Here is a 17240-nt window from a genome sequence, read left to right as displayed (position 1 = left end):
GATCAGGCGCCTTGCCCGCTTTTGTCCTTGGCTCCTGCCAGCCCGCGCAGGGCTTCAGCCAGGTCTTGCTCTGCGGTCTTCTCGCCCTTCTTGGCCGTGGGATCGTCGATCAGGCCCTTCAGGAAGGCGATGCGCTTGATCAGCTCCGACATGCCCTGCAGCAGCAGCAGCCCGAAGCCCAGGGGAATCATCAGGTAGACGGGCCAGCGCACCAGGCCGCCTGCATTGCCCGACATCTCGCCGGTCTGGATGGCCTGGATCACGAACGGCGTGCCGAACCACAGGATGGCCAGCGCCATGGGGGTCAGGAAAAAGACGAAGCCGAAGATGTCGATCCAGATCTGCGTGCGCTTGGACAGGCGGCTGGCGATCACATCCACCTTCACGTGCTCGCCCTGCAGCAGCGTGTAGCCGGCGGCCAGCAGGAAGGAGGCGGCGAACAGGTACCACTGCACTTCGAGGTAGGCGTTCGAGCTGGTGTGCAACACCTTGCGCACGATGGCATTGATGCCGCTGATGACCGTCGAGGCCAGGATCAGCCAGATAAGGCATCGCCCGACCAGGCTGTTGAGCCAGTCGACCCCTCTTGAGAATTTGAGCAAAGCCTGCATGGTGTCTCCAAAAAGTAGGCTGTATTGGGTCCGTCGCCGTACGCCGGCCTGTAGGCCGGCGCGCAGCGCTCTTGTCGGCGCATGGACCAAAGCCGTCGATTCTACGGAGACCCGAACGCCGCAGGCGGCCTGCTCCCCCTAAAAGAAATCCGTGTGAACCCGAGGAAACGTCCCGTTCAGGTTGTCGCGCGGGGCCTGCGGGCTCCCAGTTTTCGGTACATCGTGGCCCGGCTGATGCCCAGCGCGCGGGCGGCCCGGGTCACATTGCCCTGGGCATCCTGCAGGGCCTGCTCGATCAGCACGCCCTCGCTGGCGCGCAGCGGGCTGGCCTGGGCGGCGGCAGCGAGTGCCGCCGTGCCCAGCGCAGGCAGCAACTGGCGCAGCTGGGGCCCGGGCTGCACCAGTGCCTGCAGCCGCAGGCCCGACCACAGCGGCAGGCGCAGCGGTTCGTTGGGGCGCTGGCGCGCATGCTCCACCAGCGCCGTCCAGGGCATGGCCAGCAGTTCGCTGCAGTGCAGCGGCTGGCCCGGCTGCGCCAGCGGCTGGGGCACCAGCTGGCGCGCCAGGGTATTGCTGCCCGCCACATGCCCTTCGGCGTCCACGGCCAGCAGGCCTTCGCCCTCCTGACCCAGAGGCCCGCCGGGCCAGTTCAGGTGCAGCAGCAGCGCGTGGGGCAGGGCGCGCAGCAGCCGGTCCTCGATGGCGCGGGCGCAGCGCAGCGCCAGGTGCATCAGCTCGGGCCGCTCGGGCACGTCCACGCCCGTGATGTCCAGCATGCCCAGGCAGCGGCCGTCCGGGGCGTACAGCGGTGCGCCCGCGCAGCTGTAGTGGCGGTTGGCCTCGAAGAAATGCTCGGCCCGGTGCAGCCAGACGGGGCCGTGCTCGGCCAGGGCCGCACCGATGGCGGTGGTGCCCACGCCCTGCTCGGACAGGTCCACGCCCACACGGGCGATGGCCTGCACGCGGATGTCGCTGCGGTCCAGCGGCCCCTGCACGTCCAGCACGGTGCCGTGCGCATCGGTCAGCAGGCTGAAGTAGCGCATGGCGCCCACGGCGCCCACCAGCTGGGTCATCACGGGGTGCGCCGCCTGCAGCAGCGCCTCGTGGCCGTCACGTGCCTGGCGCAGCGCATGCGGCCCCAGCGCTTCGTAGACCACGCGCTCGCCCGGGCGGCGGCCTGCCGCCAGGCAGCGCTGCCAGGAGCGCCACAGCCAGGGCGCGATGCCGGCAGGGGGGGCGGGCAGAGTGGCAGGCGGCATGCCGGCCAGCGCCTGCTCGCCGAAGGCCAGGCTGCGGGCCCGGGCGATCTGCGCGTGGCGCGGATCGGCGGGGCAGGGCTGCGCGGCGTCGGGGCTCAGGGCGAACATGGGGCGGGGACTCCTGTGGCTGGCTGGCAAGGGATTGCGAACGGGCTGGCAGGCGGGCACGGTCGAAGCCGGGGGCGCAGGCGCAAGCGGTGCGGGCTGCGGCTGCGGTGACGACTGTGTCATTTTGAGAATATCCGCGCCGCCCGGCCCGGGCTTGCGGGTCAACCCTAGAACGGGCGCCTGCGGGCAGGGCGACCATGGCAGGCGAGGTTTCCGGCGTTCCCCCACGTTCCAGATCACCGCCGAACACAGGCAGGAGACAGCACGATGAATGTCCAGCTCACCGTCAACGGGCGCGCGCAGCGCATTGACGTTCCACCCAACACCTTGCTCGTGCATGCGCTGCGCGAGCACCTGCGCCTGACCGGCACGCATGTGGGCTGCGACACCAGCCAGTGCGGGGCCTGCACCGTCATCGTCGACGGCCACGCCGTCAAGTCCTGCGCCATGCTGGCCGTGCAGGCCGAAGGCTGCGAGGTGCGCACCATCGAAGGGCTGGCGGATATCGACGGCGGCCTGCATCCCATGCAGGCGGCCTTCAAGGAGTGCCACGGCCTGCAATGCGGCTTTTGCACGCCGGGCATGGTCATGAGCGCCGTGGACCTGTGCCAGCGCCAGCCGTGCGCGGGCGATCGCGAGATCCGCGAGGCGCTGGAGGGCAACCTGTGCCGCTGCACGGGCTACCAGAACATCGTGGCCGCCGTGAAAAAGGGCAGCCAGGCCATGGCAGGGCCTGCGGCCTGAGCGCCGCAGGTCACCACAAGGAGACAGCCATGGGTGCATCCGACTTTTCCAAGCTCCCCCACATCGGCGAGCCCGTCAAGCGCAAGGAGGACTACCGCTTCCTCACGGGCGCGGGCCAGTACACCGACGACATCGCGCTGGCCGCCCAGGCCCATGCGGTGTTCGTGCGCTCGCCGCACGCGCATGCGCGTGTGCGCTCCGTGTCCACCGACGCGGCCAGGGCCGCGCCCGGCGTCATCGGCGTGCTCACGGGCGCCGACGTGGCGGCCGACAAGATCAACGGCCTGCCCTGCGGCTGGCTGATCACCAGCACCAACGGCGAGCCCATGAAGGAGCCGCCGCATCCCATCCTGGCGCTGGACACCGTGCGCTACGTGGGCGACCAGGTCGCCATGGTCGTGGCCGAGACGCTGGAGCAGGCGCGCGACGCGGCCGAGCTGGTGGAGGTGGACTACGACCCGCTGCCCGCCGTGGTGCTGGTGGCCGACGCGGCGGCCGGCAGCGTGCCCGGCGCGGTGGTGCACGACATCGCCCCCGACAACCACTGCTACAAATGGGCCATCGGCGACAAGGCTGCCGTGGATGCCGTGTTCGCCGGTGCCGCCCACATCGCCCAGCTGGACCTGGTCAACAACCGCCTGGTTCCCAACGCCATGGAGCCGCGCGCGGCCATCGGCAGCTACAGCCGCGCCAATGACGAGTACACGCTGTACGTGGCCAACCAGAACCCGCACGTCGAGCGGCTGCTGATGACGGCCTTCGTCATGGGCCTGCCCGAGCACAAGGTGCGCGTGATCGCGCCCGACGTGGGCGGCGGCTTCGGCTCCAAGATCTTCCTGTATGCCGAGGATGTCTGCCTGACCTGGGGTGCGCGAAAGCTCAACCGCAACATCAAGTGGACGGCCGACCGCAGCGAATCCTTCCTCACCGACGCCCATGGCCGCGACCACGTCAGCCATGCCGAGATGGCCATGGACGCCAGCGGCAAGTTCCTGGCCATGCGCGTGCACACGGATGCCAACCTGGGCGCCTACCTGAGCACCTTCGCCAGCGCCGTGCCCACCATCCTCTATGCCACCCTGCTGGCGGGCCAGTACGCCACGCCCCAGGTCTATGTGGAGGTCGATGCCTGGTTCACCCACACCGCGCCCGTCGATGCCTACCGGGGCGCGGGCCGGCCCGAGGCCACCTACCTGCTGGAGCGCCTGGTCAGCCGCTGCGCCTGGCAGCTGAACCTGTCCCAGGCCGAGATACGGCGGCGCAACTTCGTCACCAGCTTCCCCTACCAGACGCCCGTGGCCCTGCAGTACGACGTGGGTGACTACGGCGCCTGCATGGACAAGGCCGAGGCCCTGGCCGACGTGGCCGGCTTTGCCGCGCGCCGTGCCGACAGCGAGGCGCGGGGCCTCAGGCGCGGCCTGGGCTACAGCAGCTACATCGAGGCCTGCGGCCTGGCGCCCAGCAACATCGCGGGCGCCCTGGGCGCGCGGGCCGGCCTGTTCGAATGCGGCGAGGTGCGCGTGCACCCCACGGGCAGCGTCACCGTGTTCACGGGCTCGCACAGCCACGGCCAGGGGCACGAGACCACCTTCGCCCAGGTGGTGGCCGCGCGCCTGGGGATACCCGTGGAGAACGTGGACATCGTCCACGGCGACACGGGCCGTGTGCCGTTCGGCATGGGCACTTACGGATCACGCTCCATCAGCGTGGGCGGCGCGGCCATCATGAAGGCGCTGGACAAGATCGAGGCCAAGGCCAAGAAGATCGCAGCCCACCTGATGGAGGCCAGCGACGCCGACATCGACTTCGCGGGCGGCGAGTTCACGGTGCGCGGCACCGACAAGAAAATCCCCTTCGCCCAGATCGCGCTCACCGCCTATGTGCCGCACAACTACCCGCTGGACAAGCTGGAGCCCGGCCTCAACGAAACCGCCTTCTACGACCCCACCAACTTCACCTTCCCCGCAGGCACCTACATCTGCGAGGTCGAGGTGGACCCGGCCACGGGCGTGGTGCGCGTGGACCGCTTCAGCGCCGTGGACGACTTCGGCACCATCATCAATCCCATGATCGTCGAGGGCCAGGTGCACGGCGGCGTGGCCCAGGGCATAGGCCAGGCGCTGCTGGAAAACTGCGTCTACGACCGCGAGACCGGCCAACTGCTCACCGGCAGCTTCATGGACTACGCCATGCCGCGCGCCGACGATTTCCCCGAATTCAAGCTCGGCACCGTCTGCACGCCCTGCACGCACAACCCGCTGGGCACCAAGGGCTGCGGCGAGGCGGGGGCCATAGGCTCGCCGCCCGCCGTCATCAATGCCGTGCTCGACGCACTGCATCCCCTGGGTGTCAGGGACCTGGACATGCCGGCCAGCCCGCACCGTGTCTGGTCGGCCATCGACGCCGCAGCCACCTCCTGAGGAGAGCGCCATGTACGCATTCACCTATGAAGCCCCTGGCAACACGGCCGACGCCGCTGCCCTGGCCGCCCAGGGCGGCCAGTACCTGGCCGGCGGGCAAAGCCTGCTGCCATCGATGCGCCTGCGCCTGGCGCGGCCCGAACAGATCGTGGACCTGAACCGCGTCCAGGGCCTGGCCGGCATCGCCGTCAACGGCCAGACCGTGGAAATCCGCGCCATGACGCGCCATGCCGACGTGGCCGCCAACCCGCAGGTCCAGGCCGCCATCCCGGCCCTGGCCGAGCTGGCCGGCGGCATCGGCGATCGCCAGGTGCGTGCGCGCGGCACCATCGGCGGCTCGCTGGCCAACAACGACCCCGCTGCCTGCTACCCCAGCGCCGTGCTGGGCCTGGGCGCCACCGTCGTCACCGACCGGCGCGAGATCGCGGCCGACGACTTCTTCCAGGGCATGTACACCACGGCGCTGGGCAGCGGCGAGCTGATCACGGCCGTGCGCTTTCCCGTGCCGAAGAAGGCCGCCTACCTCAAGTTCAAGCAGCCCGCCTCGCGCTTCGCCCTGGTGGGCGTCTTCGTCGCCCAGACCGACAGCGGCGTGCGCGTGGCCATCACGGGCGCCGGGCTCAGCGTGTTCCGCCACACGGGGCTGGAGGCCGCGCTCAACCAGAGCTTCACGCCCGACGCGGCCGCCCAGGTGCTGATCGACCATGCCGACCTCAACAGCGACCTGCATGCCAGCGCGCGCTACCGGGCGCAATTGATCAGCGTGCAGACGCAGCGTGCGGTATCGCAGATGCTGGGGTGACTATGGTGACCCCCTGAGTCGCTTCGCGCCTTCCCCCTTGAAGGGGGACGACACCCTCGGTGCGGGGCGGCCCTTCCTCGGTGTCCCTGAGTTGGATTGCGCCAGTTTTGCGCAGCGCAGACGAAGCGCAGTTCCATGACGATTGGATAAGGACTGAATGAAGGTTCCCGAGCAAGCCATTGCCTCCATAGACGCCCTGGTCGCCGCGCTGCAGGCCGAAGGCTATTTCGCCGACCGGCGCCTGGCCACGGCCGTCTTCCTGGCCCTGCGGCTGCAGCGGCCGCTGCTGCTGGAGGGCGAGCCCGGCGTGGGCAAGACCGCGCTGGCCCAGGCGCTGGCACGCGTGCTGGAGCGCCGCCTGATCCGGCTGCAGTGCTATGACGGCATGGAGCAGCGCGAGGCGCTGTATGAATGGAACTACGCGGCCCAGCTGCTGCACCTGCGCGCGGCCGAGCTGGCTTCGGCGCAGCCCGCGGCTGCACCGCAGCAGGACCGACTGCAGCGCGCCGAGCAGGAGGTCTACCAGGAGCGCTACCTGGTAAGCCGCCCGCTGCTGCAGGCCCTGCAGCAGCCCGAGCCCGGCGCCGTGCTGCTGATCGACGAGATCGACCGCGCCGACGAGCCCTTCGAGGCCTTCCTGCTCGAATACCTGGGCGAGTACCAGGTCAGCATCCCCGAGCTGGGCACGGTGGCGGCACGCGTGCCGCCCGTGACCGTGCTCACCAGCAACCGCACGCGCGACCTGCACGATGCCGTCAAGCGCCGCTGCCTCTACCACTGGCTGGACTATCCCGGGCGCGAGCGCGAGCTGGCCATCGTGCGCGCCCTGGTGCCCGGGGCCGGGCAGGCCCTGACCGCCCAGGTGGCGAGCTTCGTGGGACGGCTGCGCAGCCAGCCCTTTGCCGACGCCTTCCAGCGGGTGCCCGGCATTGCCGAAAGCGTGGAATGGGCCAAGGCCCTGGTGGCGCTGGACACCCTGGTGGTCGATCCCGAAGTCGTGCACGACACGGCCGGCATCCTCTTCAAGCAGCGCGAGGATGTGGCCGCGCTCACGCCCGAGCGGCTGCAGCAACTGCTTGCGCCGGAGCCCGCGCCGTGACGGCTGGGGCAGCCGGTGCGGCCGGTGCGGCCGGTGCGGCCGGTGCCGCCGATAGGGGCGAGCGCACCAGCTGGCTGGGCGATGCGCGCAGCGGCAAGCTCGCTGGCAACCTGGTCGGCTTTGCGCGTGCGCTGCGCCGCGCGGGCGTGCCCGTGGATGGCGGGCGCATGGCGCTGGCCCAGCAGGCCCTGTCCCTTGTCGGCCTGGCGCGCGAGGACATGGCCGCAGCGCTGGAGGCCGTATTTGTGAGCAACGCCCAGGACCGCGCCGTGTTCCGCGAACTGTTCGACGCCTACTTCCGCAATCCCGATGTGGCCCGGCAACTGCTGGCCCAGTTGCTGCCGCAGGCGCCCCGGCCGTCCGCGCCGCGCCACCGCCCGCGCGTACAGGAAGCGCTGTCGCCTCGCCAGGCAAGCGAGGGCAGGGCCGCCGTCGATGAAGAGCTGAAGCTGGACGCTGCCATGACGGCCAGCGAGCGCCACCGCCTGCGCCATGCCGACTTCAACCAGCTCAGCGCCAGCGAATACCTGCTGGTGCAGCGCCTGGCCAGGGACATTGCCCTTCCCTTGCCCCGCTACCGCAGCCGCCGCACGCGCACCGGCCAGCGCGGCGCGGTGCCCGACTGGGCTGCCAGCCTGCGTGCGGCATCGCGCCACGGCGGCGAAATGCTGCAGCTGCTGCGGCGCGAACGGCGGCGCCTGCCGCTGCCCTGGCTGGCTCTGGTCGATGTCTCGGGCTCCATGGAGCGCTATGCGCGGCTGTTGCTGGCCTTCCTGCACGCGGCCACCAGCACGCAGCGCCATGCGGGCCTGTGCCGCCAGGTCTTCAGCTTCGGTACCGAGCTGCGCGACCTGGGCCCGGCCTTTGCCCAGGCCGATACAGACGCCATGCTCGAGCGCGCCAACGCCGCCATTGCCGACTTTGGCGGCGGCACGCGCCTGGGCAGCAGCCTGGGCGAACTGCGCCGCCTGCATGCGCGCCACCAGGTTTCAGGCCTGGTGGGCCGGCGCACCCTGGTGCTCATCATCAGCGACGGCCTGGACACCGGCGATGCCGCCGAGCTGGACCGCGAACTGGCCTGGCTGCGCCGCCACAGCGCGCGGCTGCTGTGGCTCAACCCGCTGCTGCGCTTTGACGGGTATGCCCCACTGGCCCAGGGGGCGGCCGTGCTGCATCGTCATGCCCATGCCATGCTTGCGGTACACAACCTGGAATCGCTGCAGCAACTGGCCGGTTACCTGGCGCGGCTGCTGGCGGCGCCAGGCCGCTGAGCCGCTTGCGGCCACCCCCATCGCAGAAAGGAATTGCCATGGAAATGCAAGCCAGCCGTTCCCTCGCCGTCAGCCAGCAGCAGGCCTGGGAGGCGCTCAACGATCCAGAAACGCTCAAGGCCTGCCTGGCCGGCTGCGACCGCTTTGAACCCCTGGGCGATGACCAGTACGCCGTGGGCATGGCGGTCAAGGTGGGGCCGGTATCGGCCAAGTTCAGCGGCAAGGTCACGCTGTCCGACATCACGCCGCCCGAGCGCTACCGCATCGCCTTTGAAGGCCAGGGCGGCGTGGCCGGCTTCGGCAAGGGCGAGGCCGACGTCACCCTCACCCCCGAGCCCGACGACGCCGCAGGACAGCCGCGCTGCCTGCTCAGCTACAGCGTGCAGGCCCAGGTCGGCGGCAAGATCGCCCAGCTGGGCCAGCGGCTGATCGACGGCGCCGCGCGCAACATGGCCGACGACTTCTTCGCACGATTCGATACGCTGATGCAGCAGCGCCACCCGCGCGCGCCGGTAGCGCCTGCCGATGCAGGCGACACCGCCGACCTGTCCCACCTGCCTGCCGGCCTGGCAGATGAAACCGGCCACATCGAGCCCACCGTGGACGCCCAGGCCTGGGAGCACGACGCCGCAGCCGGCGTGGCCACGCCGCTGGATGCCGCACCGGCCACCGAGGCCGAGGAACGCTCGCGCCGCGCCATCCCGCTGTGGTGCTGGGGGCTGGCCATCGTCGTCGTCCTGGGTGCCGGCTGGCTGCTTTCGCGGTACTGAGTCCTTGCGCCGACCCAAGGCTTTTTCCACCCACCCTGAACGATGCGCGCTGGCGCAGCACAATAGCCGCCGAAAAGCGCCGGGCGCCCAGCTGCACAGGCAAGCCAGGTGCCGGCGTGGAGATTTGCAATGGAAAACCTGGATGTTCATGTTCTGCGCCACCTTGCGCAATGGCGCGCTCAGGGCGAGCGCGCGCTGCTGGCCACGGTGGTGCGTACCTGGGGCTCGTCGCCCCGGCCCATCGGCTCCATCATGGCGCTGGGGGCCTCGGGCGCCGTGGTCGGCTCCGTGTCCGGCGGCTGCATCGAGGATGACCTGATCGCCCGCTACAGCCACGCCTCGGATGCCGACGCCCTGCGCGACGGTGCGCCCCGGCTGCTGCGCTACGGCGTCAGCGCCGACGAGGCCCACCGCTTCGGGCTGCCCTGCGGCGGCACGCTGGAGCTGCTGCTCGAATTCAATCCCGACGCTGCTGCGCTGCAGCAACTCGTCCAATGGCTGGACGAAGGCCGCATGGTGCGGCGCACCGTGGACAAGGCCACCGGCCAGGTCGTCCAGCAGGTCAGCGATGCGCCCGAGCCGCTGGTGCATGCCGGACAGCAGGTCGCCAACAGCTTCGGGCCCGAGTACCGCATGCTGCTCATCGGCGCAGGCCAGCTGTCCGAATACCTGGCCACCATGGCGCTGTTCAACGGCTTTGCGGTCACCGTCTGCGACCCGCGCGAGGAATACAGCCGCCACTGGAGCGTGGCCGGCGTGCAGCTGTCGCGCGAGATGCCCGATGACCTTGTGCGCACCATGCGCGCCGATGCGCGCACCTGCATCATCGGCCTCACGCACGACCCCAAGCTCGACGACCTGGCCCTCATGGAAGCCCTGGAATCCCCGGCCTTCTACGTGGGCGCCATCGGCTCGCGCCGCAACACCGCGCTGCGCCTGCAGCGCCTGAGCGAGCACTTCGGCCTGGGCGACGCGCAACTGGCGCGCCTGCGCGGCCCCATCGGCCTGTACATAGGCAGCAAGACGCCTCCCGAAATCGCCGTCAGCATCATGGCCGAGGTCCTGGCCGCCAAGAACGGCGTGGCCCTGCCGCGCGGCATGACCGTGGAAGAAGGCAAGCTCGCCGCCGCCCAGCCCCCGCAGCCGCTGGAGGATGACGGGCCCGAGGGCATTACGCCCTTGGTGTGCGGGGTGGGGTAGACGGGGCGCCACAGGCGGGTGGCATGGGGCTGCAGTGAGGGGGGTTGAGGCGCTATATTGATCGATCTTCTTTCATAGAGGGAGGCGATCATGTGTTTGGCTGGGAATGAGGCCGGCTTGCCCGGCACGATTGTCGGCAATCCTGTGGCGAAAGGGTTCGGAGGCGCGGCGTGAGCGGCGCTCGTCCGCTGGCTGCCGGCCTGACCGCCAGCCTCTCCGTGGCAACAGGCTATCTGCCGATTGCTTTTTCCTTTGGCGTGGCGGCCGTTCAGGCGGGTCTTGCTCCATCCATTGCGGTGCTGGCTTCCGTGCTGGTCTATGCCGGAGCCAGCCAGTTCCTGCTGATTTCTTTGCTGGCTTCGGGAGCCGGGCTGTGGACCGCTTTGCCCACGGTGCTGTTGATGAATGCGCGGCATGTGCTGTATGGCCCGGCCCTGCAGGTCGTGCTGGGGCCGCGGCAGCGCCTGGCCACGCCCTGGTTGGCCTTTGGCCTGACCGACGAGGTGTTTGCCACCGCCATGAGCAAGATGCAGGGCGTGCCAGAGGCCGAGCGCGAGCACTGGTTTCTGGGCTTGCAACTTGGCGCCTACGCGGCCTGGGTGGGCGGCACGGTGATGGGGGTGACGCTGGTGGGCGAGGTGGATCGGTGGCCGGCAGCCGTCCGCGAGGGGCTGGCCTTCGTTCTGCCCGCGTTGTTCTTTGCGCTGCTGCTGGAGGCGGGGGTGCTGCGCTGGTGGCGTGCGGTGCTCACGGCCGCCGTTGTCGCTGCGGTGCTGGTTCGCTTCATTCCGGGCTACCACGCACTGGCGCTGGCGATCCTGTGCGGTGCGCTGGCGCATGCGGCCACGGCCGATAGGGGCTGATCACCATGTCGTACACATTCTGGATCTTGCTGTTGTGCGGTGCCGGCACCTTTGGCCTGCGCTGGTTGCCGTTGTGGCAGGCACGCCGGAGAGGGCACTCTGCACGGGCGTCCCGGAAGGTGCAGAGGTGGCTGGCGGGTGTCGGGCCCGCCGCCATCGCTGCCCTGTTCGTGGTGTCAACCTGGGGGCTGGTGGTCAGCAATGTCCGCTGGGGGCGGGTGGCTGTGATCTCCGTGGCTTTGCTGGCCATCTGCCTCGCACGCCTGGTGCGGGGAGGCATTGCCATGCCGACCTTGGCTGGTGCGCTGACCTACGGTCTGCTGGCCCATTTCAAGCCCTGGTGATGTCAGTGCGGCTGGGCATGGAAGGCCTTGTTGGCAATCTTCCAGCCGGCCTCGGTCTTGAGCAGCACGAAGTAGTCGATGAAGGTGATGGCGCCGTGCACCAGGGTGATCTTGGCGCTGGCCGCCGTGCCGCCGATGTCGATGGCGTCGATGCTGCGGCGGCGCGTGGCCTCGTCGGCGGCGGGCTGGCCCTTGAAGCGGGCGCAGTAGGTGTCGATGTCCCAGGAGGTCAGCGGGCCTTCGCGCACGCTTTCGATGCGGGCGGTGGGCATGAAGGCGGCGCGCATGTGGGCGCTGTTGTCCTCGGCATGGCCGCGCATGTACAGCTCCAGCGGCACGCGCACGGCGGCTTCTTCGGGATGGTCGGTCAGGCGTGGGTTGGTAGTCGTCATGGTGTTCTCCTGGGACGGATGGATGGCGGCCTGCGCTTGCAGGCCGGCGGCCGCGCATCGTAGCCACAAGCGCGGGGGGCAGTCCAACGGGCGGCGAGGCGCGGGCCGCGCCGGGGTGCGGTGTAATGCCTTGTTTTCAATGGACTTTTCGGCCGATGCGCCCCGCATTGGCCGTGCCTGGGTCAACAGTGTTTTGAGCGCCATGCCCTGTCTGAGACCCTGCCGACGGGTGCTCGACCTGTTCCGAAAACGCCCTGGTCAGAGCGGGTAAAGCCGGGGTAAAGCGGGGGTAATGCCTGCGTAAAACGGCGATCTGCCTCGTTTTGGAGAGCATGGGACTGGCTACCATAGCCGCATCCGCCGCCGTTCCCTGTTCTGGGGCCGGACCCACGGTTTCCTCCCACGACTTCCCGCAGTGACCATGAAACGCCTGTCAAGCAGCCCCTTTGTTGCAGATGCCCACGGCGTACGCCAGCGTGGCCGGGTACGGCCCGCCCTGATGTGGGGCGTGGTGGCACTGGCCCTGGTGGCGGGGGGCGGGCTGTGGTGGTGGAACAAGCGGGCGCCGGCGCAGGGCGAGCAGGCCTCGGCCGGTGCGCCCGGCCCGGGTGGCGGGCGTGCGGGAGGCGGGCGGCGCGGCCCCGGCGGGCCGGGTGGGCCTGGCGGCCCCGGCGCCATGGGTGCCCAGGCGCAGCCGGTGTCCGTGGGCGTGGTGGAGCGGCGCGACATGCGCGTGCTGATCAGCGCCATCGGCACCATGAACCCGCGCGCCACGGCCGTGGTGCGCGCCAAGGTGTCGGGCGAGTTGCTGCGCCTGCATTTCAAGGAAGGCGACGAGGTCAAGGCCGGCCAGCTGCTGGCCGAGATCGATCCGCGCAGCTTCCAGGCCAGCTTCAACCAGATCCAGGGCACGCTGCAGCGCGACCAGGCGCTGCTCAAGAACGCCCAGCTGGACCTGCAGCGCTACAAGGAGCTGCAGGCACAGGATTCCATTGCCGGCCAGCAGGTCGATACCCAGGCTGCGCTGGTGCGCCAGTACCAGGGCACGGTGGCCGCCGACCAGGCCCAGGCCGATGCGGCCAAGCTGCAACTGAGCTACACGCGCATCACGGCGCCCATTGCGGGCCGGCTGGGCCTGCGCCAGGCCGACCGGGGCAATGTGGTCAATCCTTCGGATGCCAACGGCATCGTCACCATCACCCAGGTCAAGCCCATCGACGCGGTGTTCTCCGTGCCCGAGGCCCATGTGGGCACGCTGGCGCGGCGCCTGGCCGAGGGCCGCGAGTTGCCCGTGGAGCTGTGGGATCGTGACCTGAAGCAGCAACTAGGGCGCGGCCGCCTCAATGCGGTGGACAACAGCATCGACATCGCCACCGGCACCATCAAGGCCAAGGCCGCCTTCGACAATGCCGAGGGCCGGCTGTTCGCCAACCAGTTCGTCAACGTCAAGCTGGAAGTGGACCGGCTGGAGCAGGCGCTGACCGTGCCGACCACGGCCGTGCAGAACAACTACGTCTACCTGGTTCAGGAGGATGGCACGGTGACGCAGCGGCGCATCGCCGTGGGCGTGACCGATGGCGACCGCGTCAGCGTCAAGGGCGAGCTCAAGCCTGGCGAGCAGGTGGTGGTCGATGGCATTGACCGCCTGCGCGAAGGCGCCAAGGTCACGGTGATCGAGCCCGACAAGGTACAGAAGGTGGACCAGGCCGTGCAGGACGCCTCCGGCCAGCCGCGCGGCATGCGCAATCTGCCGCCCGATGTGCGCGCCAAGCTGGCGACCATGAACCCCGACGAGCGCAAGGCCTACCTGCAGAAGCTGCGTGCCGAGCGCGGTGGGCAGCGCAATGGGGGTAACGGTGGCAGTGGCGGTAACGGCGGCAACGTGACCGCGCCGGCGGCCGAAGGCTCCGCGCCCGCAGGCCAGGCGCCGGCACCGTCGCCCGGATCGCCACAGCCTTCGCCCGGCCCGGCACCTGCGGCGCCCTCTGCGCCCTCTGCGCCTGCTGCTCCCGCAGCTCCCGCTCCGGCCGGGCGCTGAGCAGCGCCCCGGCACCTGAAGACTGCAAGCCCTTCCAGGCGGCCCCATGAATCTTTCCCGCATCTTCATCCTGCGACCCGTCGCCACCTCGCTGCTGATGGTGGCGGTGCTGATCGCCGGCCTGCTGGCCTACCGGCTGTTGCCGATCTCGGCCCTGCCCGAGGTGGACTACCCCACCATCCAGGTCACCACGCTGTACCCCGGTGCCAGCCCCGACGTGATGACCTCCAACGTCACGGCGCCGCTGGAGCGCCAGCTGGGCCAGATGCCGGGGCTGTCGCAGATGTCGTCCACCAGCTCGGGCGGCGCCTCGGTGATCACGCTGCGCTTTGCGCTGGACATGGCCATGGACGTGGCCGAGCAGCAGGTGCAGGCCGCCATCAACGCGGGCTCCAACCTGCTGCCCAGCGACCTGCCCATGCCCCCGCTGTACAGCAAGGTCAACCCGGCGGATGCGCCCATCCTCACGCTGGCCATCACCTCGCCCTCGCTGCCGGTGATCCGCGTCAATGACCTGGTGGAGAACCGGCTGGCGCCCAAGCTCTCGCAGGTCAACGGCGTGGGGCTGGTGGCGATTGCCGGCGGTCGCCGGCCTGCCGTGCGCATCCAGGCCAACCCGACGGCGCTGGCCGGCCTGGGCATGACGCTGGACGATGTGCGCACCGCCATCGCCGCCGCCAACGTCAAGCAGGCCAAGGGCGGCTTCGACGGCCCGGCGCGCGCCTCCACCATCGATGCCAACGACCAGCTGCAGTCGGCGGCCGAGTACCGCAACCTCATCATCGCCTTCAAGAACGGCCTGCCCGTGCGCCTGTCCGACATCGCCCAGACCGTGGACGATGCCGAGAACACGCGCCTGGCCGCCTGGGCCGGCACGCCCGAAGGCGGTTCGCGCGCGGGCGTGATCCTCAACATCCGGCGCCAGCCCGGCGCCAACGTGATCGAGACGGTGGACCGCATCAAGGCGCTGCTGCCCCAGCTCAAGGAGACGCTGCCGGCCTCGCTGGACGTGCAGGTGCTGACCGACCGCACGGTGACCATCCGCGCCTCGGTCAACGACATGCAGCTGGAGCTGATGCTGGCCATCGCCCTGGTGGTGGCGGTGATCTTCGTCTTCCTGCGCAGCGCCTCGGCCACGCTGATCCCGAGCTTTGCCGTGCCGCTGTCGCTGATCGGCACCTTCGGCGTGATGTACCTGGCCGGCTTTTCCATCAACAACCTCACGCTGATGGCGCTGACGATCTCCACCGGCTTCGTGGTGGACGATGCCATCGTGATGATCGAGAACATCGCGCGCTTCGTGGAAAAGGGCGAGCCGCCCATGCAAGCCGCGCTCAAGGGCGCCAAGCAGATCGGCTTCACCATCATCTCGCTGACGATTTCGCTGATCGCCGTGCTGATCCCGCTGCTGTTCATGGGCGACGTGGTGGGACGGCTGTTCCACGAGTTCGCCATCACCATGGCGGTGGCCATCCTGATCTCGGCCGTGGTCTCGCTGACGCTCACGCCCATGCTGTGCGCACGGCTGCTGCGCCACCAGCCCGAAGGGGCCGAGGAGGAACGGCATGGCCGCCTGTACCACGCCACGGGCCGTTTCTTCGACCGCACCATTGCCGGCTACGGCCGCATCCTCACCTGGGTGCTGGACCGCCGGGGCCTGACCTGGATCGTCTTCCTGGCCACGCTGGCCGTGACCGTGCTGCTGTACTTTGCCGTGCCCAAGGGCTTCTTCCCCGACCAGGACACGGGCACCATCCAGGCCACGACCGAGGCCGACCAGTCCATCTCGTTTGCCGCCATGGCCGAGCGCCAGCAGGCCCTGGCCGAGCTGCTGCTCAAGGACCCGGCCGTGCAGAGCATCTCGTCCTTCATAGGCGTCGATGGCAGCAACACCACGCTGAACACGGGCCGGCTGCTGATCGACCTCAAGCCCCATGGCCAGCGCGATGGCGTGCCCGCCGTGCTGCGCCGCCTGTCCGACGATGCGCTGCAGATCCCGGGCATACGCCTGTACGCCCAGCCCGTGCAGGACCTGACCATCGAGGACCGCGTGGCGCGCACCCAGTACCAGCTGCTGATGTCCTCGCCCGACATGGCGCAGCTGACCACCAGCACCCAGGCCCTGGTCGAGCGCATGCACGACCTGCCCGAGCTGGTGGACGTGGGCAGCGACCTGCAGGACCAGGGCCTGCAGGCCTTCGTGCAGATCGACCGGGCCCAGGCCAGCCGGCTGGGCGTGACGGTCGCGGCCATCGACACGGCGCTGTACAACGCCTTCGGCCAGCGGCTGATCTCCACCATCTTCACGCAGTCCAACCAGTACCGCGTGGTGCTGGAAGTGGCGCCGCAGTTCAAGATCGGGCCCGAGTCGCTGCAGGCCATCTATGTGGCCTCCAGCGCGGGCGCGCCCGTGCCGCTGTCCTCGGTGGCCACGGTCAGCGAGCGGCCCATGGCCCTGGCCGTGAACCATGTGGGCCAGCTGCCCGCCGCCACCATCTCGTTCAACACCGCGCCCGGCGTGTCGCTGGGCCATGCGGTCAAGGCCGTGCAGGACCTGATGGCCCAGCTGCGCACCGAGGGCCATATGCCGCTGTCGGTGGACGCCGCCTTCCAGGGCGCGGCCCTGGCCTTCCAGGCCTCGCTGTCCAACACGCTGCTGCTGGTGCTGGCGGCGGTGATCACCATGTACATCGTGCTGGGCGTGCTCTATGAGAGCACCATCCACCCGGTGACCATCCTGTCCACGCTGCCCTCGGCCGGCGTGGGCGCGCTGCTGGCCCTGCTGCTGGCGGGGCTGGACCTGGACATCATCGCCATCATCGGCATCGTGCTGCTGATCGGCATCGTCAAGAAGAACGCGATCATGATGATCGACTTCGCGCTGGAGGCGCAGCGCGAGGAGGGGCACACGCCGCGCGAGGCCATCTACCAGGCCTGCCTGCTGCGGTTCCGGCCTATCCTGATGACGACTTTGGCTGCTTTGCTGGGGGCCTTGCCGTTGATGCTGGGGACGGGGGTGGGCAGTGAGTTGCGGCATCCGTTGGGGGTGACGTTGGTGGGGGGCTTGCTGGTGAGTCAGTTGTTGACTCTGTTCACTACGCCTGTGATTTATCTGACTTTTGAAGGGTGGGCGCAGCGGTGGCGGGAGCGTCGGGGTGCTTCTTCGGAGCAGGCCCATGCTTGAGCTTGATCTGCGTTTTTGGCTGGCGCCGCTGGCCGGGGTTCGGCCCGGCGGCCGACCTACTTTCTTGCCTCGCAGCAAGAAAGTAGGCAAAGAAATGCGCCCCCACTGCCCACGACCCTTCGCTTCGCTGCGGGC

The 17240-nt window shown here is 69.5% G+C and carries 14 protein-coding genes; 11 read left to right on the top strand and 3 right to left on the bottom strand.

What is annotated here, in order from left to right; all coding sequences use genetic code 11:
• Positions 1–2: 2 nt before the first annotated feature.
• Both ACF8LI_RS20380 and ACF8LI_RS20375 read right to left on the bottom strand, forming a co-directional pair.
• Entirely contained in the window at positions 3–611 is a 609-nt protein-coding gene (locus tag ACF8LI_RS20380) for a TRAP transporter small permease subunit (RefSeq protein WP_016448926.1), read from the bottom strand.
• A gap of 176 nt (positions 612–787) precedes the next feature.
• The gene (locus ACF8LI_RS20375) at positions 788–1978 is read right to left on the bottom strand and encodes a helix-turn-helix domain-containing protein (protein ID WP_016448925.1); all 1191 of its coding nucleotides are present in this window, start codon (positions 1976–1978) and stop codon (positions 788–790) included.
• 267 nt (positions 1979–2245) lie between these two features.
• Between ACF8LI_RS20375 and ACF8LI_RS20370 the strand changes: the two genes are divergently transcribed.
• The 9 genes from ACF8LI_RS20370 (at position 2246) to ACF8LI_RS20330 (ending at position 11491) form a co-directional block, all read left to right on the top strand.
• Complete coding sequence (locus tag ACF8LI_RS20370) at positions 2246–2722, top strand: (2Fe-2S)-binding protein (RefSeq protein ID WP_013803615.1); 477 nt, start codon at positions 2246–2248, stop codon at positions 2720–2722.
• Between the two features lie 29 nt (positions 2723–2751).
• Complete coding sequence (locus tag ACF8LI_RS20365) at positions 2752–5142, top strand: xanthine dehydrogenase family protein molybdopterin-binding subunit (RefSeq protein WP_046988109.1); 2391 nt, start codon at positions 2752–2754, stop codon at positions 5140–5142.
• Positions 5143–5152: 10 nt separating this feature from the next.
• Complete coding sequence (locus ACF8LI_RS20360; RefSeq protein WP_043790494.1) at positions 5153–5944, top strand: xanthine dehydrogenase family protein subunit M; 792 nt, start codon at positions 5153–5155, stop codon at positions 5942–5944.
• 157 nt (positions 5945–6101) lie between these two features.
• Positions 6102–7043 (top strand): MoxR family ATPase, encoded by a 942-nt coding sequence (locus ACF8LI_RS20355; protein WP_046988110.1) that lies wholly within the window; start codon positions 6102–6104, stop codon positions 7041–7043.
• Positions 7040–8314, top strand: a complete 1275-nt coding sequence (locus ACF8LI_RS20350) for a VWA domain-containing protein (RefSeq protein ID WP_392412756.1) — start codon at positions 7040–7042, stop codon at positions 8312–8314. The genes ACF8LI_RS20355 and ACF8LI_RS20350 overlap by 4 nt, the downstream gene beginning before the upstream one ends.
• Before the next feature lie 38 nt (positions 8315–8352).
• The gene (locus ACF8LI_RS20345; RefSeq protein WP_126311783.1) at positions 8353–9084 is read left to right on the top strand and encodes a CoxG family protein; all 732 of its coding nucleotides are present in this window, start codon (positions 8353–8355) and stop codon (positions 9082–9084) included.
• Between the two features lie 129 nt (positions 9085–9213).
• Entirely contained in the window at positions 9214–10284 is a 1071-nt protein-coding gene (locus ACF8LI_RS20340; protein WP_016452484.1) for an XdhC family protein, read from the top strand.
• A 170-nt stretch (positions 10285–10454) separates the two neighbouring features.
• The gene (locus tag ACF8LI_RS20335) at positions 10455–11147 is read left to right on the top strand and encodes an AzlC family ABC transporter permease (protein ID WP_099734343.1); all 693 of its coding nucleotides are present in this window, start codon (positions 10455–10457) and stop codon (positions 11145–11147) included.
• A gap of 5 nt (positions 11148–11152) precedes the next feature.
• Positions 11153–11491 (top strand): AzlD domain-containing protein, encoded by a 339-nt coding sequence (locus tag ACF8LI_RS20330; RefSeq protein ID WP_392412754.1) that lies wholly within the window; start codon positions 11153–11155, stop codon positions 11489–11491.
• Positions 11492–11493: 2 nt separating this feature from the next.
• Here ACF8LI_RS20330 and ACF8LI_RS20325 read toward each other — a convergent pair whose 3' ends face one another.
• The gene (locus ACF8LI_RS20325) at positions 11494–11883 is read right to left on the bottom strand and encodes a nuclear transport factor 2 family protein (RefSeq protein ID WP_392412752.1); all 390 of its coding nucleotides are present in this window, start codon (positions 11881–11883) and stop codon (positions 11494–11496) included.
• Between the two features lie 421 nt (positions 11884–12304).
• Between ACF8LI_RS20325 and ACF8LI_RS20320 the strand changes: the two genes are divergently transcribed.
• A complete protein-coding gene (locus ACF8LI_RS20320) occupies positions 12305–13921 on the top strand; it encodes an efflux RND transporter periplasmic adaptor subunit (protein WP_392412750.1) in 1617 nt (538 codons plus the stop codon).
• Positions 13922–13967: 46 nt separating this feature from the next.
• Positions 13968–17105 (top strand): MdtB/MuxB family multidrug efflux RND transporter permease subunit, encoded by a 3138-nt coding sequence (locus tag ACF8LI_RS20315; protein WP_392412748.1) that lies wholly within the window; start codon positions 13968–13970, stop codon positions 17103–17105.
• Positions 17106–17240 lie beyond the last annotated feature (135 nt).

Source organism: Delftia sp. WSY_12 (assembly GCF_043104645.1).
GTDB lineage: Bacteria > Pseudomonadota > Gammaproteobacteria > Burkholderiales > Burkholderiaceae_C > Comamonas > Comamonas tsuruhatensis.
This window is presented reverse-complemented; position numbering and strand designations above follow the sequence as displayed.